General features: G+C 57.5%; 19 protein-coding genes and 1 riboswitch. Of the genes, 5 read left to right on the forward strand and 14 right to left on the reverse strand.

Annotated features, from left to right (window positions below; translation table 11 throughout):
• Positions 1-3: 3 nt before the first annotated feature.
• From rapA to araB, 5 genes are all read right to left on the reverse strand, one after another.
• On the reverse strand, positions 4-2910 hold the full coding sequence (gene rapA, locus ACQG0T_RS03600) for an RNA polymerase-associated protein RapA (RefSeq protein WP_015572654.1): 2907 nt from the start codon (positions 2908-2910) through the stop codon (positions 4-6).
• Between the two features lie 127 nt (positions 2911-3037).
• Positions 3038-5395, reverse strand: coding sequence for a DNA polymerase II (gene polB, locus ACQG0T_RS03605; protein ID WP_023295909.1), 2358 nt, complete (start codon positions 5393-5395; stop codon positions 3038-3040).
• Positions 5396-5551: 156 nt separating this feature from the next.
• On the reverse strand, positions 5552-6247 hold the full coding sequence (gene araD / locus ACQG0T_RS03610; RefSeq protein WP_023295910.1) for an L-ribulose-5-phosphate 4-epimerase: 696 nt from the start codon (positions 6245-6247) through the stop codon (positions 5552-5554).
• Positions 6248-6333: 86 nt separating this feature from the next.
• Complete coding sequence (gene araA / locus ACQG0T_RS03615) at positions 6334-7836, reverse strand: L-arabinose isomerase (RefSeq protein ID WP_015572656.1); 1503 nt, start codon at positions 7834-7836, stop codon at positions 6334-6336.
• Positions 7837-7846: 10 nt separating this feature from the next.
• Positions 7847-9556 carry a ribulokinase gene (gene araB, locus ACQG0T_RS03620; RefSeq protein WP_023295911.1) on the reverse strand — a complete coding sequence of 570 codons (1710 nt, stop codon included), beginning with the start codon at positions 9554-9556 and terminating at the stop codon, positions 7847-7849.
• Positions 9557-9893: 337 nt separating this feature from the next.
• Between araB and araC the strand changes: the two genes are divergently transcribed.
• Together araC and ACQG0T_RS03630 are read left to right on the forward strand one after the other, a co-directional pair.
• Positions 9894-10739, forward strand: a complete 846-nt coding sequence (araC, locus tag ACQG0T_RS03625; protein ID WP_003856402.1) for an arabinose operon transcriptional regulator AraC — start codon at positions 9894-9896, stop codon at positions 10737-10739.
• Positions 10740-10857: 118 nt separating this feature from the next.
• On the forward strand, positions 10858-11625 hold the full coding sequence (locus ACQG0T_RS03630) for a DedA family protein (RefSeq protein WP_017383796.1): 768 nt from the start codon (positions 10858-10860) through the stop codon (positions 11623-11625).
• Positions 11626-11653: 28 nt separating this feature from the next.
• Here the strand turns inward: ACQG0T_RS03630 and thiQ are convergent, their stop codons facing one another.
• From thiQ to sgrR, 4 genes are all read right to left on the reverse strand, one after another.
• Entirely contained in the window at positions 11654-12352 is a 699-nt protein-coding gene (gene thiQ, locus ACQG0T_RS03635; RefSeq protein ID WP_032103038.1) for a thiamine ABC transporter ATP-binding protein ThiQ, read from the reverse strand.
• Entirely contained in the window at positions 12336-13946 is a 1611-nt protein-coding gene (gene thiP, locus ACQG0T_RS03640) for a thiamine/thiamine pyrophosphate ABC transporter permease ThiP (RefSeq protein WP_032670574.1), read from the reverse strand. Before thiP ends, thiQ begins: the two co-directional genes overlap by 17 nt.
• Complete coding sequence (gene thiB / locus ACQG0T_RS03645; protein ID WP_017694523.1) at positions 13922-14905, reverse strand: thiamine ABC transporter substrate binding subunit; 984 nt, start codon at positions 14903-14905, stop codon at positions 13922-13924. Before thiB ends, thiP begins: the two co-directional genes overlap by 25 nt.
• A 31-nt stretch (positions 14906-14936) precedes the next feature.
• A riboswitch (TPP riboswitch) is annotated at positions 14937-15037 on the reverse strand.
• Positions 15038-15073: 36 nt separating this feature from the next.
• A complete protein-coding gene (gene sgrR / locus ACQG0T_RS03650; RefSeq protein ID WP_023295914.1) occupies positions 15074-16729 on the reverse strand; it encodes an HTH-type transcriptional regulator SgrR in 1656 nt (551 codons plus the stop codon).
• 88 nt (positions 16730-16817) lie between these two features.
• Between sgrR and sgrT the strand changes: the two genes are divergently transcribed.
• From sgrT to ACQG0T_RS03665, 3 genes are all read left to right on the forward strand, one after another.
• Positions 16818-16970 carry a glucose uptake inhibitor SgrT gene (gene sgrT, locus ACQG0T_RS03655; protein WP_003856388.1) on the forward strand — a complete coding sequence of 51 codons (153 nt, stop codon included), beginning with the start codon at positions 16818-16820 and terminating at the stop codon, positions 16968-16970.
• Positions 16971-17091: 121 nt separating this feature from the next.
• Positions 17092-18270, forward strand: a complete 1179-nt coding sequence (locus ACQG0T_RS03660; RefSeq protein WP_047735113.1) for a sugar efflux transporter — start codon at positions 17092-17094, stop codon at positions 18268-18270.
• Positions 18271-18486: 216 nt separating this feature from the next.
• Positions 18487-18639, forward strand: coding sequence for a Hok/Gef family protein (locus tag ACQG0T_RS03665; RefSeq protein WP_032647235.1), 153 nt, complete (start codon positions 18487-18489; stop codon positions 18637-18639).
• 91 nt (positions 18640-18730) lie between these two features.
• Here the strand turns inward: ACQG0T_RS03665 and leuD are convergent, their stop codons facing one another.
• The 5 genes from leuD to leuL all read right to left on the reverse strand — a co-directional run bounded on the left by leuD (position 18731) and on the right by leuL (position 23590).
• Positions 18731-19336, reverse strand: a complete 606-nt coding sequence (gene leuD, locus ACQG0T_RS03670; RefSeq protein ID WP_015572662.1) for a 3-isopropylmalate dehydratase small subunit — start codon at positions 19334-19336, stop codon at positions 18731-18733.
• Positions 19337-19346: 10 nt separating this feature from the next.
• The gene (gene leuC / locus ACQG0T_RS03675) at positions 19347-20747 is read right to left on the reverse strand and encodes a 3-isopropylmalate dehydratase large subunit (RefSeq protein ID WP_003856382.1); all 1401 of its coding nucleotides are present in this window, start codon (positions 20745-20747) and stop codon (positions 19347-19349) included.
• A gap of 2 nt (positions 20748-20749) precedes the next feature.
• The gene (leuB, locus tag ACQG0T_RS03680) at positions 20750-21841 is read right to left on the reverse strand and encodes a 3-isopropylmalate dehydrogenase (protein ID WP_252051950.1); all 1092 of its coding nucleotides are present in this window, start codon (positions 21839-21841) and stop codon (positions 20750-20752) included.
• Positions 21841-23412 carry a 2-isopropylmalate synthase gene (gene leuA, locus ACQG0T_RS03685; RefSeq protein ID WP_017383789.1) on the reverse strand — a complete coding sequence of 524 codons (1572 nt, stop codon included), beginning with the start codon at positions 23410-23412 and terminating at the stop codon, positions 21841-21843. Before leuA ends, leuB begins: the two co-directional genes overlap by 1 nt.
• Before the next feature lie 91 nt (positions 23413-23503).
• The gene (leuL, locus tag ACQG0T_RS03690; RefSeq protein ID WP_057979999.1) at positions 23504-23590 is read right to left on the reverse strand and encodes a leu operon leader peptide; all 87 of its coding nucleotides are present in this window, start codon (positions 23588-23590) and stop codon (positions 23504-23506) included.
• Between the last annotated feature and the right edge of the window lie 398 nt (positions 23591-23988).

Here is a 23988-nt window from a genome sequence, read left to right on the forward strand (position 1 = left end):
CGCTTACTGATGCGTCACAACGATAAGACGCAGGGCGTCGAGACGCCATCCCGCCTGATTCAGGCTTTCCAGCACCTGCTGGCGGTTGCTCTCAATGGCGGCCAGCTCATCGTCACGAATGTTAGGGTTCACTGCTTTCAACGCTTCCAGACGCGACAGCTCGGCAGAAAGCTTCTCATCGGCTTCGCTACGCGCCGCATCGATCAGCACTCTGGCCGCTTTTTCGGCCTGGGCTTCACCCAGTTGCAGAATGGCATGCACGTCCTGCTGCACCGCATTCACCAGCTTACTGCCGGTATGGCGGTTCACCGCGCTCAGCTGACGGTTGAAGCTTTCAAACTCCACCTGGCCGGCCAGGTTCGTACCGTTTTTATCCAGCAGCAGACGCACCGGGGTTGGCGGCAGGAAGCGGTTAAGCTGAAGCTGTTTCGGCGCCTGCGCTTCCACAACGTAGATCAGCTCCACCAGCAGCGTGCCCACAGGCAAGGCTTTGTTCTTCAACAGGGAGATGGTGCTGCTGCCGGTATCGCCGGAGAGGATCAGATCCAGACCGTTGCGGATCAGCGGGTGCTCCCAGGTGATGAACTGTGCATCTTCGCGGGAAAGCGCCACATCACGCTCAAAGGTGATGGTGCAGCCGTCTTCCGGCAGGCCCGGGAAATCCGGCACCAGCATATGATCGGACGGGGTCAGCACGATCATGTTCTCGCCGCGATCGTCCTGGTTAATGCCGACGATGTCGAACAGGTTCATGGAGAAGCTGATCAGGCTGGTGTCATCGTCCTGTTCTTCGATACTTTCGGCCAGCTGCTGCGCTTTTTCACCGCCGTTGGAGTGGATCTCCAGCAGGCGATCGCGACCCTGCTCCAGCTGAGCTTTCAACGCGTCGTGCTTCTCTCGACAGGATTTGATCAGCTCATCAAAGCCCTCGGTGTTTTCCGGCGCCGCGAGGTAACCGATCAGATCGCTATGCACCTGGTCATAAATGGTGCGGCCCGTCGGGCAGGTATGTTCAAACGCATCCAGGCCTTCGTGGTACCAGCGAACCAGAACGGACTGGGCGGTTTTCTCCAGATACGGAACGTGGATCTGAATATCGTGCGCCTGACCGATACGATCCAGACGGCCGATACGCTGCTCCAGCAGATCCGGGTTAAACGGCAGATCGAACATCACCAGATTGCTGGCGAACTGGAAGTTACGGCCTTCAGAACCGATTTCGGAGCACAGCAGAACCTGCGCGCCGCTGTCCTCTTCACTAAACCACGCCGCAGCGCGGTCGCGCTCGATAATAGACATGCCTTCATGGAACACGGCGGCGCGAATACCTTCGCGCTCGCGCAGCACTTGTTCAAGTTGCAGGGCGGTGGCTGCCTTGGCGCAGATCACCAGCACCTTCCGGGAACGGTGCGCGGTCAGATAACCCATTAACCACTCCACGCGCGGATCGAAGTTCCACCAGGTGCCAGTGTCGCCTTCAAATTCCTGATAAATTTGCTCCGGGTAGAGCATATCGCGCGCGCGATCTTCCGCTGATTTACGGGTGCCCATAATGCCGGAGACTTTAATCGCCGTCTGGTACTGGGTCGGCAGCGGCAGTTTGATGGTGTGCAGCTCGCGTTTCGGGAAGCCTTTCACGCCGTTACGGGTGTTGCGGAACAGCACGCGGCTGGTGCCGTGACGGTCCATCAGCATGTCGATCAGCTCTTTACGCGCAGATCCCGCATTATCGCTGTCGCTGTTCGCGGCCTGAAGCAGCGGCTCAATATCCTGCTCGCCGATCAGATCGCTGAGGGTGTTAAGTTCATCATTAGAGAGACGATTACCGGCCAGCAGCAGCGCGACGGCGTCCGCCACCGGACGGTAGTTTTTCTGCTCTTCAACAAACTGCTCAAAATCGTGGAATCGGTTCGGATCGAGCAGGCGCAGACGGGCGAAGTGGCTCTCAAGACCCAGCTGCTCCGGGGTGGCGGTCAGAAGCAGAACGCCCGGTACGCGCTCGGCAAGCTGCTCAATCGCCATGTATTCACGGCTTGGCGCATCTTCGCTCCAGACGAGGTGGTGCGCTTCGTCGACGACCATCAGATCCCATTCTGCGTCGCACAGGTGCTCCAGGCGCTGCTTGCTGCGGCGTACGAAGTCCAGGGAGCAGATCACCAGCTGTTCGGTTTCAAACGGGTTGTCCGCGTCGTGCTGGGCTTCGGCATAGCGCTCGTCGTCGAACAGGGAGAAGCGCAGGTTAAAGCGGCGCAGCATCTCGACCAGCCACTGGTGTTGCAGCGTTTCCGGCACCACAATCAGCACGCGCTCGGCAGCGCCAGAGAGCAGCTGCTGGTGCAGGATCATGCCTGCTTCGATGGTTTTACCCAGGCCCACTTCGTCAGCCAGCAGCACGCGAGGCGCATGGCGACGGCCCACGTCATGGGCGATATTCAGCTGATGGGGAATAAGGCTGGTACGCTGGCCGCGCAGGCCGCTCCACGGCATGCGGTACTGTTCACTCTGGAACTTACGCGCGCGGTAGCGCAGGGAGAAGCGATCCATTCGGTCGATTTGCCCGGCAAACAGACGGTCCTGCGGCTTGCTGAAAACCAGTTTGCTGTCGAGCAGCACTTCACGCAGGATAACATTCGTCTCGTCGGTATCAAGACGCGTTCCAATGTAGGCGAGCAGTCCATTCTCTTCTTTTACGTCTTCAACCTTCAGCTGCCAGCCTTCGTGGCTGGTCACGGTGTCGCCCGGATTGAACATTACGCGGGTAACAGGGGAGTCATTGCGAGCGTACAGGCGGTTTTCACCGGTAGCAGGGAAAAGGAGGGTAACCATGCGCGCATCGACGGCAACGACGGTTCCTAATCCAAGTTCGCTTTCTGTATCGCTGATCCAGCGTTGACCAAGTGTAAAAGGCATAGTTGTTCGGCTCTAATCTTTAATTGCAGGCAATAGTTCGACCCCGTCAAAAAAGACGGTCATCGAAAAATGGGTCCGGGAATGGAAAGGGCGCTATGGTACTGGATGGCAACGGTTTCGTCACGCGTCAAAATAGCCCAAGTTGTCCTGTCACTAGTGTAGCAAAGTCGTCATTGATGAACGGTAAAATTCCCTCCGCAACCGGCTGAAGCTGGCGGGTCAGGTAGTGATCGTAATCGAGCGGAGACTGCTGGTAATCAACGGGTTCCGGGCCGTTAGTTGTCCAGACGTATTTGATCGTACCCCGGTTCTGATACTGCGGCGCACGGCCCCGGCGAACATTCTCTTCATCCGCCAGCCGCGCGGCGCGTACGTGGGGAGGAACGTTACGTTGATATTCGGCCAGCGGGCGGCGCAGGCGCTTGCGATACACCAGCTGGTCATCCAGTTCACCCGCCATCAGGCTGGCGATGGTGTCGCGCACGTAGTCCTGATACGGCTCGTTGCGAAACACCCGCAGGTAGAGCGTCTGCTGGAACTGCTGCGCCAGTGGCGTCCAGTCGGTGCGCACCGTCTCCAGCCCTTTAAAGACCATCCGCTGCGTGTCACCTTCCTGAATCAGCCCGGCGTAGCGCTTCTTGCTGCCCTGGTCGGTTCCGCGAATGGTCGGCATTAAAAAGCGGGTGAAATGGGTTTCAAACTCCAGCTCTAATGCGCTGGTTAACCGCTCTTTTTGCAAAGTTTCGCGCCACCAGTCGTTCACAAAGGCGACCAGATCTTTGCCGATTTGCGCGGCGTCGTCCTCCGAATGGGCGGCTTTCAGCCAGACAAAGGTGGAGTCGGTATCGCCATAAATCACGTCATAGCCCCGGGATTCAATCAGCGCTTTGGTCTGGCGCATAATGTCGTGCCCGCGCATGGTGATGGACGACGCCAGACGGGGATCAAAGAAGCGGCAGGCGCTAGTACCCAGCACGCCGTAAAAGGCGTTCATAATGATTTTCAGCGCCTGTGAGAGCGGCTTGTTGCCGTGGCGTTTCGCCTCGTCGCGGCCGTGCCAGATGTTTCCCACAATTTCGGGCAGGCAGTGTTTTTCCCGCGAGAAGCGTGCCCCAAGAAAACCTTCGGTGCTGTGCGCATCGTCTGGCTGGGCCATCCCCTCCACCAGCCCCACCGGATCAATCAGAAACGTGCGGATAATGGACGGGTACAGGCTTTTATAATCCAGCACCAGCACCGAGTCATACAATCCTGGCCGGGAGTCCATCACGTACCCGCCGGGACTGGCCTGCGGCGGCACGTCCCCGAGGTTGGGGGCAACGTACCCTGCCCGGTGCATTCGCGGAAAATAGAGGTGGCTGAAGGCCGCTACCGAGCCGCCGTGCCTGTCGACCGCGAGACCGTTCACCGTCGCCCGCTCCAGCAGGAACGGCATGATCTCGGTTTTGTGGAAGATCAGCGTCACCAGCTCGCAATCTTTCAGGTTATAGGTAGCGAGCGCCGGCTTATCTTCATTAAAGCGCCGGTCGATCTCGTCCATTCGGTCCCAGGGATTGTCGATGGATTTACCTTCGCCGAGCAGCGCCTGGGCGACCGCTTCCAGCGAGAAGGAAGAGAAGTTCCAGAAGGCGGATTTCAGCGCCTCGATACCGTCGATAATCAGGCGACCGTTAGCCTGCGCGAAGAAAACACCGTTCTTAAAACCGTGCTCACGCCACTCCAGCTCGCTGTTGCCGCGCCCCAGAATCAGCGGGATACGGTAACGCTCGGCATGTTTTTGCAGCACGCGCAGGTCAAACTGCACTACGTTCCAGCCGATCAGAACATCCGGATCGTGCTCGGCAAACCACTGGTTAAGCTTCTCCAGCAGTTGCGGGCGGCTGTTGACGTACTCCAGATTAAAATCCAGCGCGGACGCATCGCCGTTCGGCGGCCCGAGCATATAGACAACCCGCTGCCCACAGCCTTCCAGGCCAATGCAGTACAGTTCGCCGTGGCGGGTGGTTTCAATATCCAGCGACACCCACTTTAGCGGCGGGCGATAGTGCGGATTAGGCTTCAGGCGCGCGTTAACGATCCTGCCGTTTTGCGCGGTGCCATCTACCCAGACGGGGGCGGTGATAAATCGCTCCATCAGAAAGCGTTCAGGCGGGCGAATGTCGGCCTCGTAAAGCGTCACGCCTGCTTCACGAAGCAGCTTTTCATAGCGCATCAACTGGCGATGGGCGCGGCAGTAGAGGCCGTAAACCGGCTGGCGGTGGAAATCTTTCAGTTGGAGCGGCGTAAGGCGCCAGTTGTTTTCGCCGCGTAGCAGTTGTTTCACTTTCTCGACGTGAGCTTCAGGAATAAAGGCCACGGACTCCTGCGGCGGGAGCGTAACGTTTAGTGGGCCGTTGTCCGTTGCCAGCCAGAATTCAACCTCAGTACCCTGAGGGGTATCCCGCCAGTGTCTGGTCAGTAAAAAGCCTTCTTGCGCCTGCGTCACGCCGATATCCCATAAAACAAAACCAGGCCTGATTATAGCCTGGTTGAGGGGTGTTTGCTGGGGTTTTATACAGTGCCCGTTCCGCCGGATGGCGCTGCGCTTATCCGGCCTACAGGTTCCGCAGGCCCGGTAAGCGCAGCGTCACCGGGTAAGGGTTTACTGGCCGTAGTAGGCTTTCGCGCCGTGCTTACGCAGGTAATGCTTATCCAGCAGGGTTTGCTGCATATCCGGCAGCTGCGGCGCCAGCTGGCGGCAGAAGATCCCCATATAGGCGACTTCCTCCAGCACGATCGCGTTGTGCACCGCGTCCTCCGCGTTTTTACCCCAGGCAAACGGGCCGTGGGAGTGCACCAGCACGCCGGGCATTTGCGCCGCGTCGATTCCCTGTTTTTCGAAGGTTTCGACAATCACGTTCCCCGTTTCCCATTCGTACTCACCGCCGATCTCCGCATCGGTCATCAGACGCGTGCAGGGAATGGTGCCGTAAAAGTAGTCCGCGTGGGTGGTGCCGGTGGCCGGAATAGGCTGGCCCGCCTGCGCCCAGATGGTCGCGTGACGCGAATGGGTATGCACAATCCCGCCGATGGTCGGGAAGGCCTGATACAGCAGGCGATGAGTGGGCGTATCGGAGGAGGGCTTTTTATTGCCTTCAACCACTTCACCCGTTTCGATGCTGACCACCACCATGTCTTCTGCGGTCATTACCGTGTAATCCACGCCGGAAGGCTTGATCACGAACACCCCTTTTTCCCGGTCAACGGCGCTGACGTTGCCCCATGTCAGGGTTACGAGGTTATGTTTTGGCAGCGCCAGGTTGGCTTCGAGTACCTGACGTTTGAGATCTTCTAACATTGTCGTCTCCTGCCGGATGGCGCTGCGCTTATCCGGCCTACAGAACCGTAGGCCCGGTAAACGAAGTGCCACCGGGCATTCAGGGCTTAGCGTTTTGAACCGTAATAGACTTCGTTCCAGCGCAGCGCGTCTTTAAAGGCTGGCAGACGGGTGTCGTTATCAATCACGGTCAGTTCGATGTCGTGCAGCTCGGCAAACTGACGCATATCGTTCAGGTCAAGCGCGTGGCTGAATACGGTGTGGTGCGCGCCGCCGGCCAGGATCCAGGCTTCCGAGGCGGTTGGCAGGTCAGGCTGTGCTTTCCACAAAGCGTTGGCGACCGGCAGTTTCGGCAGAGAATGCGGGGTTTCAACCGCATCGACGCAGTTCACCAGCAGGCGGAAACGATCGCCGAGGTCAATCAGGCTGGCGTTAATGGCCGGGCCGGTACGGGTGTTGAAGATCAGACGGGCCGGATCCGCTTTGCCGCCAATGCCGAGGTACTGCACGTCGAGGATCGGTTTCTCTTCAACCGCGATGGATGGACACACTTCCAGCATGTGCGAGCCGAGCACCAGATCGTTGCCGTTCTCGAAGTGGTAGGTGTAGTCCTCCATAAAAGAGGTGCCGCCCTGTAGACCGGTCGACATCACCTTCATGATGCGAAGCAGAGCGGCAGTTTTCCAGTCGCCTTCGCCCGCAAAGCCGTAGCCCTGCTGCATCAGACGTTGTACCGCCAGACCCGGGAGCTGTTTCAGGCCGTGGAGATCTTCAAAGGTGGTGGTGAAGGCATGGAAGCCGCCCTGTTCCAGAAAACGCTTCATGCCCAGCTCAATACGTGCGGCATCCAGCACGTTCTGGCGCTTGTCACCGTTGACCTGTGCCGCAGGCGTCAGGCGATAGCTGCTTTCGTACTCGTCCACCAGCGCGTTAACGTCGCCATCGCTGATGTCATTCACCACCTGCACCAGGTCGCCCACCGCCCAGGTGTTGACGGAGAAGCCAAATTTAATCTGCGCGGCCACTTTATCACCGTCGGTGACCGCCACTTCGCGCATGTTGTCGCCGAAACGCACCACTTTCAGGTGGCGGGTATCCTGCTTAGATACCGCCTGACGCATCCAGGAGCCAATGCGTTTTTGTGCCTGACCGTCCTGCCAGTGCCCGGTCACCACGGCATGCTGTTGACGCATGCGCGCGCCGATGAAGCCGAACTCGCGGCCGCCGTGCGCGGTCTGGTTCAGGTTCATGAAGTCCATGTCGATGCTGTCCCACGGCAGGGAGGCGTTGAACTGCGTGTGGAATTGCAGCAGCGGTTTGTTGAGGATAGCCAGGCCGTTGATCCACATTTTGGCTGGCGAGAAGGTGTGCAGCCACACCACCAGGCCAGCGCATTTGTCATCGTAATTGGCATCGCGGCAAATGTTGGTGATTTCGTCCGGGGTGGTACCCAGCGGCTTCAGCACCAGTTTGCACGGCAGTTTGGCTTCCGCGTTCAGCGCATTCACAACGTGCTCCGCGTGTTTCGTCACCTGCTGCAACGCTTCCGGTCCGTACAAATGCTGGCTGCCAATCACAAACCACACTTCATAATTATTAAAAATGGTCATTATCGTGTCCTTAATGTGTCAGGGTTGCCGTAGTATCCGCGGTGCTTTTGGCCGGGGCGGCGACAGGGAGATAGTGAAGTTCGGCGCTTTTTGCCCATTGCTGGTAGCGCTGATAAAGCTGTTCAAAGCGTTGTGCCTGCTGAGTCTGCGGCTGGAGCGTACTTTCGACGGCGCTCGCCATATGCTGTTGCGCGGTCGGGATATCCGCATGTACGCCTGCGGCCACGGCAGCGAAAATCGCCGCGCCCAGCGCACAGCACTGATCGGAGGCCACAATTTGCAGCGGCCGGTTCAGCACGTCGCAGCAGGCCTGCATAATCACCGGGTTTTTACGGGCGATGCCGCCCAGCGCCATCACGTTGTTCACGTCAATGCCCTGCCCGGTGAAGCACTCCATAATGGCGCGCGCGCCGAATGCGGTGGCGGCGATCAGGCCGCCAAACAGCGCGGGCGCGTCGGTCGCGAGGTTGAGATCGGTAATCACCCCTTTCAGACGCTGGTTGGCAAACGGCGTACGACGCCCGTTGAACCAGTCCAGCACCACCGGCAGGTGGTCGAGAGACGGATTTTTTGCCCAGGCTTCGGTGAGCTGCGGCAGGAGCTGTTTTTTGCTCGCGGTAATCTGTGTTTTCAGTTCAGGATGCGCGGCTGCCAGCTGATCCAGCGGCCAGCCGAGCACACGGCCAAACCAGGCGTAGATATCGCCGAAGGCGGACTGACCCGCTTCGAGGCCGATAAAATCGGGTACCACGCTGCCGTCAACCTGACCGCAGATGCCTTTCACCGCGCGGTCGCCGACGCTGGCTTTATCTGCCGTCAGAATGTCACAGGTGGAGGTGCCGATAACTTTCACCAGCGTGTTGGGCTGCGCACCCGCGCCCACGGCACCCATATGGCAGTCGAACGCGCCGCCGGAAATGGTCACGTTTTGCGGCAGACCGAGGCGTTTCGCCCACTCTTCGCAGAGCGTGCCGACCGGAATATCGGCGGTGAAGGTGTCGATAAACAGCGGGTATGTCAGGTTTTTGTTGATGATCGGGTCGAGTTCATCGAAGAACGTTGCCGGAGGCAGCCCCCCCCAGCTTTCATGCCACAGCGATTTATGCCCGGCGCTGCAACGGCCGCGGCGGATATCCTGCGGGCGAGTGGTACCGGAGAGCAGGGCGGGAACCCAGTCGCATAGCTCAATCCATGATGCCGCTGCCTGTGCGACCGACGCGTCCGCGCGGGTAACGTGCAGGATCTTGGCCCAGAACCACTCGCTGGAGTAAATTCCGCCGATATACCGTGAGTAGTCAGTTTTGCCCGGCTGATGGCATAAGCGGGTGATGGCTTCCGCCTCTTCCACGGCGGTATGGTCTTTCCACAGCACAAACATGGCGTTCGGGTTGTCGGCAAACTCCGGTCGCAGCGCCAGTACGCGGCCTTCGGCATCGACAGGAGCAGGCGTTGAGCCAGTGCTGTCGACGCCAATCCCCACGACATCGGCCCGCTGGGCGTCCGTCAACTCCGCCAGCACGGTTTTGATCGCCGCTTCCATTGATTCAATGTAATCACGCGGGTGGTGGCGGAACTGGTTGTTCGGCGCATCGCAGTAGCGCCCCTCTTGCCAGCGCGGATACCACTCAACGCTGGTTGCTATCTCCTGGCCAGTCGTACAGTCCACTGCCAGCGCGCGAACTGAGTCGCTGCCAAAATCGAGGCCAATTGCAATTGCCATGGTGTTGCTCCATCCAAAAAACAGGTATGGAAGAACATTAGAGACTGGGGACAAAAATCGTCAGGCAGGATCCGCTAATCTTATGGACTAAATTGCTGTAGCCACGCAAAGTGTGACGCCGTGCAAATATTCTATGTGGACATTTCTGCCGCACTTATAGACACTTTTGTTACTGCTTATCTGCCCGTACTGGCGGACAAATCAGGGGAAAAGGCTGAAACATGGCGGACGTAAAAGAGGCGTGATGCTTTTTGGATCTTTTCGCGGGCCATTTTTATACTGCTTTTATCGATATGGACAATTGGTTTCCTTCAGGACCCTTGGGAGAACTGAATCTATGGCCGAACCGCAAAACGATCCCTTACTGCCGGGCTACTCATTTAACGCCCATCTGGTGGCGGGGCTGACGCCAATTGAGGCCGAGGGATATCTCGATTTTTACGTCGATCGCCCTCTTGGCATGAAGGGATATATCCTCAACCTGACCGTACGCGGAGAAGGGGTCGTCAAAAACGGGGATCAGCAGTTTATCTGCCGCCCCGGTGATATGCTGCTGTTCCCGCCGGGGGAGATCCACCACTACGGGCGCCATCCGGATGCCAAAGAGTGGTATCACCAGTGGGTCTATTTCCGTCCGCGCGCCTACTGGCAGGAGTGGCTCTCGTGGCCGGCCATTTTCGCCCATACCGGTTTATATCGCCCGGATGAGGCGCATCTGGCGCAGTTCCGTGAGCTGTTCGCACAGATTATTGAGGCAGGGCAGGCGGGCGGGCGCTACGCCGAACTGCTGGCCATCAACCTGCTTGAACAGGTGCTGCTGCGCCGCATGGAGGCCATCAACGAGTCGCTTAATCCGCCGCTGGACAACCGCGTCCGCGACGCCTGCCAGTACATCAGCGACCACCTTGCCGACAGCCAGTTTGATATTGCCAGCGTCGCCCAGCATGTGTGCCTGTCGCCGTCACGGCTCTCTCATCTGTTCCGCCAGCAGCTTGGCGTGAGCGTACTCAGCTGGCGTGAGGATCAGCGCATCAGCCAGGCGAAGCTGCTGCTCAGCACCACCCGAATGCCTATCGCCACCGTCGGGCGTAACGTCGGCTTTGAAGATCAGCTCTATTTCTCTCGCGTGTTTAAGAAGTGCACCGGTGCCAGCCCGAGCGAATTCCGTGCGGGATGTGAATAATCGGTAAACATTCAGGTGAACTTCAGGCGCATCTTGTAAACTATTCAGACAATTGATGCCTTGACGCGGTGCAGGGCGCTAAGCAGAATCGCTGATTCGTTTTCTGACCGGAATAGTTATGCAGGCATTGCTGGAACATTTTATTACCCAGTCCGTTATGTATTCGCTCATCGCCGTGGCGCTGGTGGCGTTTCTGGAGTCGCTGGCGCTGGTCGGGCTGATCCTGCCCGGCACCGTGATGATGGCGGGGCTTGGGGCGCTTATCGGCAGCGGCGAGGTCAATTTCTGGCAGGCGTGGATGGCCGGTATCATCGGTTGTTTGCTGGGGGACTGGATCTCCTTCTGGCTGGGCTGGCGCTTTAAGAAGCCGCTGCACCGCTGGTCGTTCATGAAAAAAAACAAAGCGCTGCTGGATAAAACCGAGCACGCGCTGCACCAGCACAGCATGTTCACTATCCTTGTGGGGCGCTTCGTTGGCCCAACGCGCCCGCTGGTGCCGATGGTGGCCGGGATGCTGGATCTGCCCGTCGCGAAGTTTGTGGTGCCGAACATCATCGGCTGCGTTTTCTGGCCGCCGTTCTACTTCCTGCCGGGGATCCTGGCGGGCGCGGCCATCGATATTCCTGACGGTATGCAAAGCGGCGAGTTCAAGTGGCTGCTGCTGGGAACGGCGGTCCTGCTGTGGCTGGCGGTCTGGCTCTGCTGGCGCCTGTGGCGCAGCGCGAAAGCCAGTGTTGATCGCCTGACGCGCTATCTTCCGCGCACGCGCCTGCTCTGGCTGGCCCCGCTGACGCTGGGAGTGGCTGTCGTGGCGCTGGTGGCGCTGATTCGCCACCCGCTGATGCCGGTGTACGGTGAGATCCTGTTGAAGGTGGTGAGCCGTTAAACGCCGGGCGGCACTCCGTTTGCCCGGCCTACGGTCTTATACCCAGTAATCCTGACGCGCTTTCTTTCCCGCTCATTAAGGCGTCGGTTGTTCCATCCCACAAAATACGTCCCTCCGCGATCACTACCGATCGCGGCGCGATGCGTGCGGCATCTTCGATGCTATGCGAAACCATCAGCATCGTCAGTTGCTCGCGCTCGCAAACCTCCTCAACCAGCGAGAGCATCTCCTGACGCAGGGCCGGGTCGAGCGCCGAAAAGGGTTCGTCGAGCAGCAGCAGCGGCTGCTTGCGCACCAGACAGCGTGCCAGCGCCACGCGCTGGCGCTGGCCGCCGGAAAGCTCACCCGGTAGTCTGTTGATAAACGCAGCCAGGCCCATTTGTTCGGCGATCGCCTCCAGCGTCTGACGCTGCGCAACACTGAGCTTTAACCCCGGATCCATACCCAGCGCGATGTTCTGCCACACCGTAAGATGATTGAACAGATTGTTTTCCTGGAACAGCATCGACACCGGGCGCGTAGCCGGCGGAGCGTAGGTATATTCGCCATTATCAATGACGATCGACCCGCTGGCAGGCTGCAAAAAACCGGCAATCAGATTGAGCAGGGTACTTTTTCCGGCCCCGCTGGGGCCAAGCACTGCGATTCGCTCTCCCTGACGAACGGAGAGGGTAAAACGCATTGGCAGGTGCTCATAAAGCCAGGTTACATCAGTCAGTTTTAACATCACGCCCCGGAAGTTTTTCGATAACGGTAAATAACGCAAAGCACAGCACCAGCAGTAAAAGTGCCGTGACGGCGCCGTCCTGGCTACGATAGGAGCCAATTTGCTGATAAAGCCAGAACGGCAGCGTGCGGAAATCCTCGTTGCCAAAGAGGGCCACAACGCCAAAATCGCCAATCGACAGCACGCAGGCAAACGCCAGCGCCTGAGCCAGCGGACGCTTTAGCGCGCGCAGTTCGACCACCTTCAGACGCTGCCAGCCCTGCATGCCCAGCGACTGACACAGCAAACTGTAGCGGCTGTTGACGTCGCGCATCGGGTTTTCCAGCACCTTGAGCGCGTAAGGGATAGCCATCAGTGCGTTGGTAAAAATGACGATGCCGTCGGCGCTTTCCGGCAGGCCGATGGTGCTGTTGAACAGTAAAAAGAATCCGGTCGCCAGCACAATACCCGGCATCGCCAGGATCAGCATACCCGTCAGTTCCAGCGCGTGTCCGGCTTTACGGGCATGACGCGCGTACAGCTCGCGGCTGCTCCAGAGCAGCATCATGGTCAGGATCACGCACAGCAGCCCGGCTGCCAGCGCGATGCGCAATGAGGTCCACGTCGCCTGCCACAGGACAGGCTGTTGCAGTACCGACAACACATTGCGATTCAGGCCATCAACGATAACGGCCAGCAGCGGGGGCAGCAGAAGCAGGAGGGCCAGCGCGATCAGCATAAAATCCGCGACGCGGCTGTGCAGGCTGTCCTGCGGATCGCGCCAGCCTGTCAAGTGATTGCTGCCTGTGGGGATCGCTTTACTCAGCCGCTGGCTGAGTAACACCAGCGCCAGGCAGCAGACCATCTGCACCATCGCCAGCAGCGCGGCGCGGCCCGGATCGTAGTCGTAACTTAAGGCCTGATAGATCGCCAGCTCAATGGTGGTGGCCTGCGGCCCGCCGCCGAGAGAAAGCACGGTCGCGAAGCTGGCGAAGCAGAGCATAAAGATTAGCGCGGCCACCGGGGCAATCTGGCGTCGCAGCCACGGCCATTCGACAAAGCGGAAGAACGACCAGCCGCGCATGCCAAGCTGGGCGGCAATCTGACGCTGCTCCCCGGGAATGTTTTCCAGCGCCTGTAAAAAGAGGCGCGTCGCCATCGGCATATTGAAAAAAATATGCGCCAGCAGAATGCCTTTCAGGCCGTAAGGGGAGAAGGTCCATTCCAGACCAAGCAGGTTGAAGAGGGATGCCAGCCAGCCCTGCCGACCGTAGACGCTCAGAATACCGAACACCGCCACCAGCACGGGCAGGATCAGCGTCATCGCGCACAGCCGCAGCAGGGCAAGCCTGCCGGGGAAACGTCTGCGATAGAGGGCGCGTGCAAGGAAAATGGCCGGGATCGTCGACAGCAGCGCGGAGAGAAACGCCTGCCAGAAGGAGAAACGGATGACGTGCCAGAGATAGCTGTCGTGCCAGAGGGCGAGCAGATCGCTCTCTGGCGCGTTAAACCACAGCGCAAGGAATGCACCCAGGCTGACGACCACCATCAGTATGGCGGCGAGCAGCCCGGGAACTAACCAGCCGGGGATCAGCGGCTGACGGCGCGTTGCCATTCACTAATCCATGCGGCGCGCTGGGCGGCAACCTGCTGCGACGTAAATTCCAGTGAGGTTTGCGGCTTGTTTAGCTGCTCAAAGCCTGCCGGCAGCGCAACGTCAGTGACCGGGTACATCCAGTTTCCTGTCGGAATAGCATTCTGGAATGCCGGGGAGACCATAAATTTCAGGAATTTTTCGGCAAGCTCCGGCTGTTTGCTCGCGGCGGTGCGGGCGGCCACTTCCACCTGCAAATAATGCCCTTCAGCAAAGTTCGCGGCGGCGTAGTTATCCTTTTTCTCGGCGATAATGTGGTAGGCCGGAGAGGTAGTGTAGCTCAGCACCAGATCGCTTTCGCCTTTCAGGAACAGGCCGTAGGCTTCGCTCCAGCCTTTGGTGACGGTAACGGTTTTCGCGGCCAGCTTCTGCCACGCTTCCGGCGTTTTATCCCCGTAGACTTTCTGCATCCACAATAGCAGCCCCAGACCCGGGGTGCTGGTACGCGGATCTTCATAAATTACGCGCCATTTCTGGTCACTTTCGACCAGCTCTTTCAGGCTTTTGGGCGGATTCTTCAGCTTGTTTTTATCGTAGACAAACGCAAAGTAACCGTAATCAAAGGGAACGAAGGTGTCGTTTTTCCAGCCGCCCGGTACGTTGACGGCATCTGCCGCCAAACCGCTTTTGGCGAACAGTCTGGTTTGGGTGGCGGCTTCCAGCAGGTTGTTATCCAGCCCGAGCACCACGTCGGCTTTGCTGTTTTTGCCTTCCATGCGCAGACGGTTGAGCAGCGAGACGCCATCTTCCAGCGCCACGAATTTCAGCTCGCAGTTGCAGTCGGCTTCAAAGGCTTTTTTTACCACCGGGCCGGGGCCCCAGTCGGCGGAGAAGGAGTCGTAGGTATAGACCGTCAGAACGGGCTTAGCAAAAACAGGCAGCGCAAACAGCGCCAGCAGAGGAAGAACGTTTTTTAACACTTTGCACCTCAGGGTTGAGTGGCAAAGGATTTTGAGAGACAGCCTCAAATCCCTTCGCCGGCGTTATCCGGATCAGGTTCGACGGGTATTATCTCAGCGCACATCAGTGATGCAGCACCCCGTTGAGAACGGCGCTATTGTAATGATTTGGTGAATATTACGAAAGCGTTATGGCTCCGGCGGCGCAAACCAGGCGGATTTAAAATCAAACCAGCCGAGGGTATTCATCCGCAGGCCGCGCATGCTGCGTTGCCCCTGGATCAGCAGCCAGTGGTGAATCAGCGGTACGATCGTCTGCCCGGTCAGTAATTCCTGACACCAGGCGGCCAGATCCATTTCTCCCGCGCGCCACCGCGCGGCGTCCTGCTGCCAGTCCCGGTTGATACAGTGCTGAATCAGGGGCACTTCGTACAGGTGAGAAAAGAGCGAGAAATCAAGCGGCAGCGTAAAGTTTGCGCTGTTGAGCCAGATATCGCTGATGACGTCTCCGCGATGCCATTCATCATAATCGACTTCCTGTATCGCCAGCGTCACGCCTTCGGCTGCCAGCAGCGTGCTCATGATCCTCGCCAGAAAACGATGCTCAATGTGATCGCGATAGTAGCTGAGGGTGATGGTCTCCAGTCCGGCAGGCTTTTCACTGCGGACGGGCTGCGCATGGTGCCAGCGTGGGAGCAGGCCATAGGCCGGGAACCACCAGGTCTGGTATTGCTCCTCTGCGTGATAAATCAGGTTAGCGGGCGCCAGAATATGGCTTATCCACCTGCGGACGTCGTGGTTTGCCCCGCGATGGCTGCGGCCATCAAAGAGCAGGTAGTAGCAGCCCTCCTCCAGGCGGCTTTCGAACGCCTTTTCACCGGCTGTTGGTCCTTCCAGGGTCAGGCCTGCGCTCAGCTCTTCATTGAGATCCGGTAACACCCAGACGTTCACTTCGTCGATCAACGCCCTATAGCCAAAGTAATCATCAAAGGCGCGGATCTTCAGCTGATTACTGTTATTTCGTGTAACGGAGTAGGGGCCCGTACCAATCGGCTGGCTGGAAAAATTGTTCAGGGAGCGCCACTCGGCAGGCAGGATCATTGATGGCACGTAGCCCAGAAGCCACGGAAGCCATTTGTCCGGCTGCGAAAGCTCAATATCCAGCGTCCAGGCCGTTGGAGAGTGGATCCGTGCGATATGCGAATAGAGCGGCAGCGTGCGGGCGCGCTCTAAAGAGGCGATAACGTCGCGCATCTCCAGCTCGCGTCCATGGTGGAAATGAATGCCGGGGCGTAGAAAGAAGCGCCAGTGCAGCGGAGACACCTGTTGCCAGTGATGGGCAATATCCGCTTCCAGTTCCCCGTTTTCCTCATTTATCCGCGTCAGACCGCTGAATATCTGCCGGGCCATGTGGGTTTCAGAGCGACGTAACGCCGTACCGGGCAACAGATTTTTCATTGGGCGGTAGTAAAGTACCCGCAGAATGTGGCGTCCCTGACGAAAGCTGCGTCCCAGATGCGAGACCAGCATCTGGCGCACGGCGGCTTTGTCGCCCACCAGCTGGACCAGCTGATCGATGCGGTCCTGCTCCAGCAGATCCTCCGCTCGCTGTTGCTGTAACGCCAGGCCGGTATAAAGGAAAGTCAGGCGCGAACGCTTGCCGCGTCCGGCTTCGGCCTCCCAGTTTAGCCAGCCCTGCTGCTGCATGGTATTAAGGAGCGTGCGCATATGACGCCGGGAGCAGTTGAGGAGCTCGGCCAGCTCGTTCAGCGTGGTCTCCTGCGATTGCCCCTCGCAGCACTGCCAGAGGCGGATAAATTGTTGTTGCAGACGACCGGAAGGCATAAAAGGGGAACTCCTGACAAAAAATCAGCAATTTATTAATCCCTATATTAAGCCAATAATCCTTTTCGATGAAGCGAGGAGGTAAATTATGAAGAGGTCTACCGCACGTCAGTTTTATCAGCACTATTTTTCAGCGACAAAGGGAGTGTCCTGGCTGGCCCGCCAGTGCGCAGAGCAGCGGCTGAGAATACTGGAAGATCTGATGCAGTGGGACGTTACGAAACCGACCTCTTCTCGCTAACTCGCCTCGATCATGTGTGACTGAGTATTGGTGCTAATCACCCGCCAGCAAAATGTTTTTTGCTGGCTTTTTTCGTTTACTATTTCACCCAATTTCGATTCGCTTTCATAAGGACTTGCGCATGCTCTGGTTGATGACGATGGGGCGACGCCTGAATGGCGTGTACGCCGCTTTTATGCTGGTGGCCTTCATGATGGGCGTGGCCGGCGCGCTACAGGCGCCGACGTTGAGCCTGTTTCTCAGCCGCGAGGTGGGGGCGCAGCCGTTTTGGGTGGGTCTGTTCTACACCGTCAACGCCATTGCCGGGATCCTCGTCAGCCTGTGGCTGGCGAAACGATCCGACAGCCAGGGCGATCGCCGCAAGCTGATCCTCTTTTGTTGCGCCATGGCCGTGGGCAACGCGCTGCTGTTTGCCTTCAACCGCCATTACCTGACGCTCATTACCTGCGGCGTGCTGCTGGCCTCTCTGGCGAACACCGCCATGCCGCAACTGTTCGCCCTGGCCCGGGAGTACGCCGACAGCTCGGCGAGGGAAGTGGTGATGTTCAGCTCGGTGATGCGTGCGCAGCTCTCTCTCGCGTGGGTCATCGGTCCGCCGCTGGCGTTTATGCTGGCGCTGAACTACGGCTTCACCACCATGTTTTCCATCGCGGCGGGGATTTTTGTCATCAGCCTGGCGCTGATAGCCTTTGCGCTGCCATCGGTGGCGCGCGTAGAGCAGGTGACGGACAAGCCCATCACGCAGGTGAGCGGCTGGCAGGATAAAAACGTCCGCATGTTGTTTATCGCCTCCACGCTGATGTGGTCCTGCAACACCATGTACATTATTGATATGCCGCTGTGGATCAGCAGCGATCTGGGACTGCCCGACAAGCTCGCGGGTATTCTGATGGGCACCGCTGCCGGGCTGGAGATCCCGGCGATGATTCTGGCGGGTTACTACGTCAAACGTTTCGGAAAGCGTCGGATGATGGTCGTCGCCGTGGCGGCCGGGGTACTGTTCTACGCGGGGCTGATCCTGTTCCATTCGCGTGAAGCCTTGCTGGCGTTACAGCTGTTTAACGCGGTGTTTATCGGAATCGTTGCCGGGATAGGCATGCTCTGGTTCCAGGATTTAATGCCGGGGCGCGCAGGCTCCGCGACCACGCTGTTTACCAACAGTATCTCTACCGGCGTGATTCTGGCAGGGGTGATTCAGGGGGCGCTGTCGCAAAGCTATGGGCATGCATCCGTGTACTGGGTGATCGCAGCGATTTCGCTCGTCACGCTGATGCTGACGTGCCGGGTAAAAGACGTTTGATTCTGGAAGGCGGCTTCACGAAATGAAACGATTTTCTGACAGGCGCAGAGAAGGCGCATAGAGTGCGTGACGGGTGCTTGAGGCTGTTTGCCTCAGGCTTTCGCAAGAGGCAAACAGTGGATAGTCCCACATCAAAAAACTGATGGGGAGACCAACTTCACAACCAACATTGCGAGGTTAGTCTCTTCATTGCCGAAAAGCAATAAGGAGGCTGGAATGCCAAAACGTACTCTGCTGTTAGGTTTGTTTCTGATCTGTACGACGCTGTTGCTCTTCACCTGGATGGTGCGCGACTCGCTGTGTGAGCTGCACTTCAGACAGGAGAAAACAGAGCTGGCGGCAGTGTTGGCTTACGAAGCAAAACGTTAGCAGTATTGGCGGGGAGTTTTCCCCGCCACTCCAGAGTGGTTGAGCCTCAACGCACCCTTATCAATGGCCCGCGCCCTGCGGGCCATTGCCTTTAACCCATAAACGCAGGCTGTTTTTTCTCGTAAGCGGAGATAGCCTCTTCGTGTTGCAGCGTCAGGCCAATGCTATCCAGACCGTTCAGCATGCAGTGGCGGCGGAACGCATCAATGCTGAAGCTGTAGATCTTATCCCCGGCTTTCACCACTTCCGCTTCCAGATCCACCTCAAACGAAATCCCCGGATTCGCCTGCACCAGCGCAAACAGTTCATCGACCTGTTCGTCACTCAGCGTCACCGGCAGCAGCTGGTTGTTGAAGCTGTTGCCGTAGAAGATATCCGCGAAGCTCGGGGCGATAACCACCTTAAAGCCGTAGTCGGTTAATGCCCAGGGCGCATGTTCACGCGACGATCCGCAGCCAAAGTTTTCCCGCGCCAGCAGAATGGAAGCCCCTTTGTATTCCGGAAAGTTCAGGACGAATTCCGGGTTCGGCACTTCGCCTTTATCGTCGAGGAAACGCCAGTCGTTGAACAGATGCGCACCAAAACCCGTGCGCGTCACTTTCTGCAAAAACTGCTTAGGAATGATCGCGTCAGTATCGACGTTAGCGGCGTCCAGAGGGACAACCCGGCCCGTATGTTGGGTAAATTTCTCTGCCATGATTGTCTCCTTATTTCAGGCTGCGAATATCGGCGAAATGACCGGTGACTGCCGCAGCGGCGGCCATTGCCGGGCTGACCAGGTGGGTGCGCCCACCGCGGCCCTGACGGCCTTCAAAGTTACGGTTGCTGGTGGAGGCACAGCGCTCGCCCGGATTCAGGCGGTCGTTGTTCATGGCCAGACACATGGAGCAACCCGGCAGGCGCCACTCGAAGCCTGCTTCAATAAAGATCTTATCCAGACCCTCCGCTTCCGCCTGGGCTTTCACCGGCCCGGAGCCTGGCACAACCAGCGCCTGCACGCCCGGCGCCACTTTGCGGCCTTTAGCAATTTCTGCCGCTGCGCGTAAATCTTCAATACGGGAGTTGGTACAGGAGCCGATGAACACTTTATCAATGCTCACGTCGGTCAGCGGTACGCCGGGTTTCAGCCCCATGTAAGCCAGCGCTTTTTCCGCACTGGCACGTTCGACCGGATCGGCAAAGGAGGCCGGATCAGGAATGCTGTCGTTGACGGAAATCACCTGGCCCGGGTTGGTGCCCCAGGTGACCTGCGGGGCGATCTCTTCCGCCTGTAACGTCACAACGGTATCAAAAATTGCCCCCTCGTCCGTTTTCAGGGTTTTCCAGTACGCTACCGCGTCGTCAAAATTCTGACCTTTCGGCGCATGCAGACGCCCCTTCACATAGTTGAAGGTGGTTTCGTCTGGGGCCACCAGGCCTGCTTTGGCGCCCATCTCAATGGCCATGTTGCACAGGGTCATACGACCTTCCATGCTCAGCGCCTGGATAGCGTCGCCGCAGAATTCCACGACGTGACCGGTGCCGCCTGCGCTGCCGGTTTTGCCGATAATCGCCAGCACGATATCTTTCGCGGTGATACCCGGCGCAGCTTTACCCTTCACTTCAATCTTCATGGTTTTGGCGCGGCCCTGCTTCAGGGTCTGCGTCGCCAGAACGTGTTCAACTTCAGAGGTCCCAATCCCGAACGCCAGGGCGCCAAATGCGCCGTGCGTCGCGGTGTGGGAGTCGCCGCAGACGATGGTCATGCCCGGCAGAGTAATACCCTGCTCAGGCCCCATTACGTGGACGATACCCTGATAGGGGTGGTTCAGATCGTACAGCTCCACGCCAAACTCGTTACAGTTCTTAATCAGCTCCTGCATCTGGATACGTGCCATCTCGCCAGATGCATTGATGTCTTTGGTCTGGGTGGAAACGTTGTGATCCATCGTGGCAAAGGTTTTACCCGGCTGACGCACCGGGCGCTTGTGCGCGCGCAGGCCGTCAAATGCCTGAGGAGAGGTCACTTCGTGTACCAGATGACGGTCGATGTACAACAGTGGGGTTTCGTTTGGTGCTTCGTAAACAACGTGCGCATCAAACAACTTCTCATATAACGTCTTAGCCATGATTACACCCCTTCAGCGACATAGCGGGCAATGATGTCGCCCATTTCATCGGTACTGACTGCTGCCGTGCCGCGTGCTAAATCACCGGTACGGACGCCTTCTTCTAACGCCCGGTTAATGGCGTTTTCAATTGCGGTTGCTGCATCGCCTGCATCCAGGCTGTAGCGCAGCAGCAGAGCCAGGGAGAGGATCTGCGCAATCGGGTTGGCGATGTTTTTACCTGCGATATCCGGCGCGGAGCCGCCCGCCGGTTCGTACAGGCCAAAGCCTTCTTCGTTCAGGCTGGCCGAGGGCAGCATGCCCATGGAGCCGGTGATCATCGCGCACTCATCCGAGAGAATATCGCCGAACAGGTTGGAGCACAGCAGCACGTCAAACTGGGACGGATCTTTGATCAGCTGCATCGTTGCGTTGTCGATATACATATGTGACAGCTCAACGTCCGGGTACTGCCTGGCAACTTCACTGACGATTTCGCGCCACAAAATAGACGACTGGAGCACGTTCGCTTTATCAATAGAGGTCACTTTACGGCGGCGTTTGCGCGCTGACTCAAACGCGATATGAGCGATACGTTCAATTTCAAAACGGTGATAGACCTCGGTATCAAACGCTTTCTCATGCTGACCGCTGCCTTCGCGGCCTTTTGGCTGACCGAAGTAGATCCCGCCGGTCAGCTCACGCACGCACAGGATGTCGAAACCGTTGGCCGCAATATCCGCGCGCAGCGGGCAAAACTCTTCCAGCCCCGGGTACAGCTTCGCCGGACGCAGGTTGCTGAACAGTTTGAAGTGTTTACGCAGCGGCAGCAGCGCGCCGCGCTCCGGCTGCTCTGCTGGCGGCAGGTGTTCCCACTTTGGGCCGCCCACGGAGCCAAACAGAACGGCATCGGCACTTTCGCAGCCTTCTACAGTCCCTTTCGGCAGGGGAGTACCGTGGTTATCAATCGCAATACCGCCCACGTCGTAGTGGCTGGTGGTAATTTTCATCGCAAAACGCGAACGTACGGCTTCCAGTACTTTCAGCGCCTGTGTCATCACTTCCGGGCCAATACCGTCACCCGGCAACACAGCAATATGGTAATTCTTCGACATCACACGGTTTCCTTGTTGTTCTCTTTATTCTGAGCTTTGCGTTGCAACTCTTTTTCGACTTCGGCGGCGCGCCAGATGTTGTTCAGGACATGCACCATCGCTTTCGCGGAGGATTCGACGATATCTGTCGCCAGACCCACACCGTGGAAGCGGCGACCGTTATAGTTGACGACGATATCAACCTGGCCCAGGGCGTCTTTACCGTGCCCTTTAGCCGTCAGGTCATATTTCACCAGTTCAACGTCGTACTCGGTGACGCGGTTAATCGCCTGGTAAATGGCATCCACAGGGCCGTTACCGTTGGCGGCTTCCGCTTTAATTTCATCGCCGCAGGCCAGCTTGACGGAGGCGGTAGCGATATCACTTGAGCCTGACTGAACGGTGAAGTAGTCCAGACGGAAGTGTTCTGGCTCTTCCTGCTGTTTGTTGATGAATGCCAGCGCTTCCAGGTCGTAATCGAAGACCTGGCCTTTCTTGTCAGCCAGTTTCAGGAATGCGTCGTACAGCTGATCCATGTTGTAATCGCTGTCCTGATACCCCATCTCTTCCATACGGTGTTTCACCGCCGCGCGGCCAGAGCGCGAGGTCAGGTTCAGCTGAACCTGGTTCAGACCGATGGATTCCGGAGTCATGATTTCGTAGTTTTCACGGTTCTTCAGCACGCCATCCTGGTGAATACCGGAGGAGTGAGCGAACGCGCCAGTACCAACAATCGCCTTGTTCGCCGGGATCGGCATATTGCAAATCTGGCTCACGGTCTGGCTGGTGCGCCAGATTTCGTTGTGATTGATGCGAGTGTGTACGTTCATAATGTCTTTGCGCACCTTGATCGCCATGATCACTTCTTCCAGCGAGCAGTTGCCGGCGCGTTCACCAATGCCGTTCATTGCCCCTTCTACCTGACGCGCGCCGGCGTGGACGGCAGCGATGGCATTGCCCACAGCCAGACCCAAATCATCGTGGGTGTGAACAGAGATGATGGCTTTATCAATATTAGGTACGCGGTCGTACAGGCCGGTGATGATGTTAGAGAACTCAAACGGCATGGTGTAGCCGACGGTATCCGGGATGTTGATGGTTCTGGCTCCGGCATTAATCGCGGCTTCCACTACACGGGCCAAATCGTCAATCGGCGTGCGGCCTGCATCTTCACAGGAGAATTCGACGTCATCAGTATAGTTACGCGCGCGTTTAACCATATACACCGCACGTTCGATCACTTCATCCAGCGTGCTGCGCAGCTTGGTTGCAATGTGCATGGGGGAGGTGGCAATGAATGTATGGATACGGAAGGCTTCTGCAACTTTCAGGGATTCCGCGGCCACATCAATATCTTTCTCAACGCAGCGAGCCAGACCGCATACGCGGCTGTTTTTGATGGTGCGGGCGATGGTCTGTACTGACTCGAAATCACCCGGCGAGGAGACGGGAAAGCCGACTTCCATTACGTCTACACCCATGCGTTCGAGGGCCAGCGCAATTTGCAGTTTTTCTTTAACACTCAGGCTCGCCTGTAATGCCTGTTCACCGTCACGTAAAGTAGTATCGAAAATAACGACTTGCTGGCTCATGGGTTAGGTCCTTGTCAGTCTTAGGGCGCCTTGCTACGAGCATAAAAAAACCCGCGCAGTGGCGCGGGTTTTTAGTTTTACTGAAGACGATTCAACGCTGAATTTCGCCCGCCAGTCTACCGCGCACAGTGGATGCGTTTAGTAGTAGTAGACCGGTGAAACGAAGGGTGCGAATCATGAATCGTGCTCCAGATGAATGCGATATGCTTTTAGTGGTACTGGATACGCTGACTCATGTCAACCCCTCTCAGGCAAAACGGCCACTCAGCGCAGGATAAACACATTAGCTAATTGTGCTGGTTTTTACGCTGTTAACCGATTTAATTGTCTATTATTGGACTTGAGATTCATCTCTGGAATAATTTGAATATAATTGGTAGCAATTGAACACAGTATTTTTACCGATGTGCTGTGAAATGGAATGCGTTTTATTTCATTGAGTTATAAGTTCTATGAATGAATCATGGGCGGGAAAGTTATCAATATTGATATCATTTTGTTAATGAAATCGTGGTGTATGCCCTTCATAGTTTAATAATACTTAAGTTATTATTAACTAAGGCGGTGATTGTGTAT

The sequence above is a fragment of the Enterobacter cloacae complex sp. 302F9 genome, assembly GCF_050030335.1.
GTDB lineage: Bacteria > Pseudomonadota > Gammaproteobacteria > Enterobacterales > Enterobacteriaceae > Enterobacter > Enterobacter hormaechei_C.

Excerpts from the sequence above, each read along its gene's own strand:
- rapA (WP_015572654.1), bottom strand. The coding sequence starts at position 2,910 with ATGCCTTTTACACTTGGTCAACGCTGGATCAGCGATACAGAAAGCGAA.
- araD (WP_023295910.1), bottom strand. The coding sequence starts at position 6,247 with ATGTTAGAAGATCTCAAACGTCAGGTACTCGAAGCCAACCTGGCGCTG.
- araA (WP_015572656.1), bottom strand. The coding sequence starts at position 7,836 with ATGACCATTTTTAATAATTATGAAGTGTGGTTTGTGATTGGCAGCCAG.
- araB (WP_023295911.1), bottom strand. The coding sequence starts at position 9,556 with ATGGCAATTGCAATTGGCCTCGATTTTGGCAGCGACTCAGTTCGCGCG.
- araC (WP_003856402.1), top strand. The coding sequence starts at position 9,894 with ATGGCCGAACCGCAAAACGATCCCTTACTGCCGGGCTACTCATTTAAC.
- ACQG0T_RS03630 (WP_017383796.1), top strand. The coding sequence starts at position 10,858 with ATGCAGGCATTGCTGGAACATTTTATTACCCAGTCCGTTATGTATTCG.
- thiQ (WP_032103038.1), bottom strand. The coding sequence starts at position 12,352 with ATGTTAAAACTGACTGATGTAACCTGGCTTTATGAGCACCTGCCAATG.
- thiP (WP_032670574.1), bottom strand. The coding sequence starts at position 13,946 with ATGGCAACGCGCCGTCAGCCGCTGATCCCCGGCTGGTTAGTTCCCGGG.
- sgrR (WP_023295914.1), bottom strand. The coding sequence starts at position 16,729 with ATGCCTTCCGGTCGTCTGCAACAACAATTTATCCGCCTCTGGCAGTGC.
- sgrT (WP_003856388.1), top strand. The coding sequence starts at position 16,818 with ATGAAGAGGTCTACCGCACGTCAGTTTTATCAGCACTATTTTTCAGCG.
- ACQG0T_RS03660 (WP_047735113.1), top strand. The coding sequence starts at position 17,092 with ATGCTCTGGTTGATGACGATGGGGCGACGCCTGAATGGCGTGTACGCC.
- ACQG0T_RS03665 (WP_032647235.1), top strand. The coding sequence starts at position 18,487 with ATGCCAAAACGTACTCTGCTGTTAGGTTTGTTTCTGATCTGTACGACG.
- leuD (WP_015572662.1), bottom strand. The coding sequence starts at position 19,336 with ATGGCAGAGAAATTTACCCAACATACGGGCCGGGTTGTCCCTCTGGAC.
- leuC (WP_003856382.1), bottom strand. The coding sequence starts at position 20,747 with ATGGCTAAGACGTTATATGAGAAGTTGTTTGATGCGCACGTTGTTTAC.
- leuB (WP_252051950.1), bottom strand. The coding sequence starts at position 21,841 with ATGTCGAAGAATTACCATATTGCTGTGTTGCCGGGTGACGGTATTGGC.
- leuA (WP_017383789.1), bottom strand. The coding sequence starts at position 23,412 with ATGAGCCAGCAAGTCGTTATTTTCGATACTACTTTACGTGACGGTGAA.
- leuL (WP_057979999.1), bottom strand. The coding sequence starts at position 23,590 with ATGATTCGCACCCTTCGTTTCACCGGTCTACTACTACTAAACGCATCC.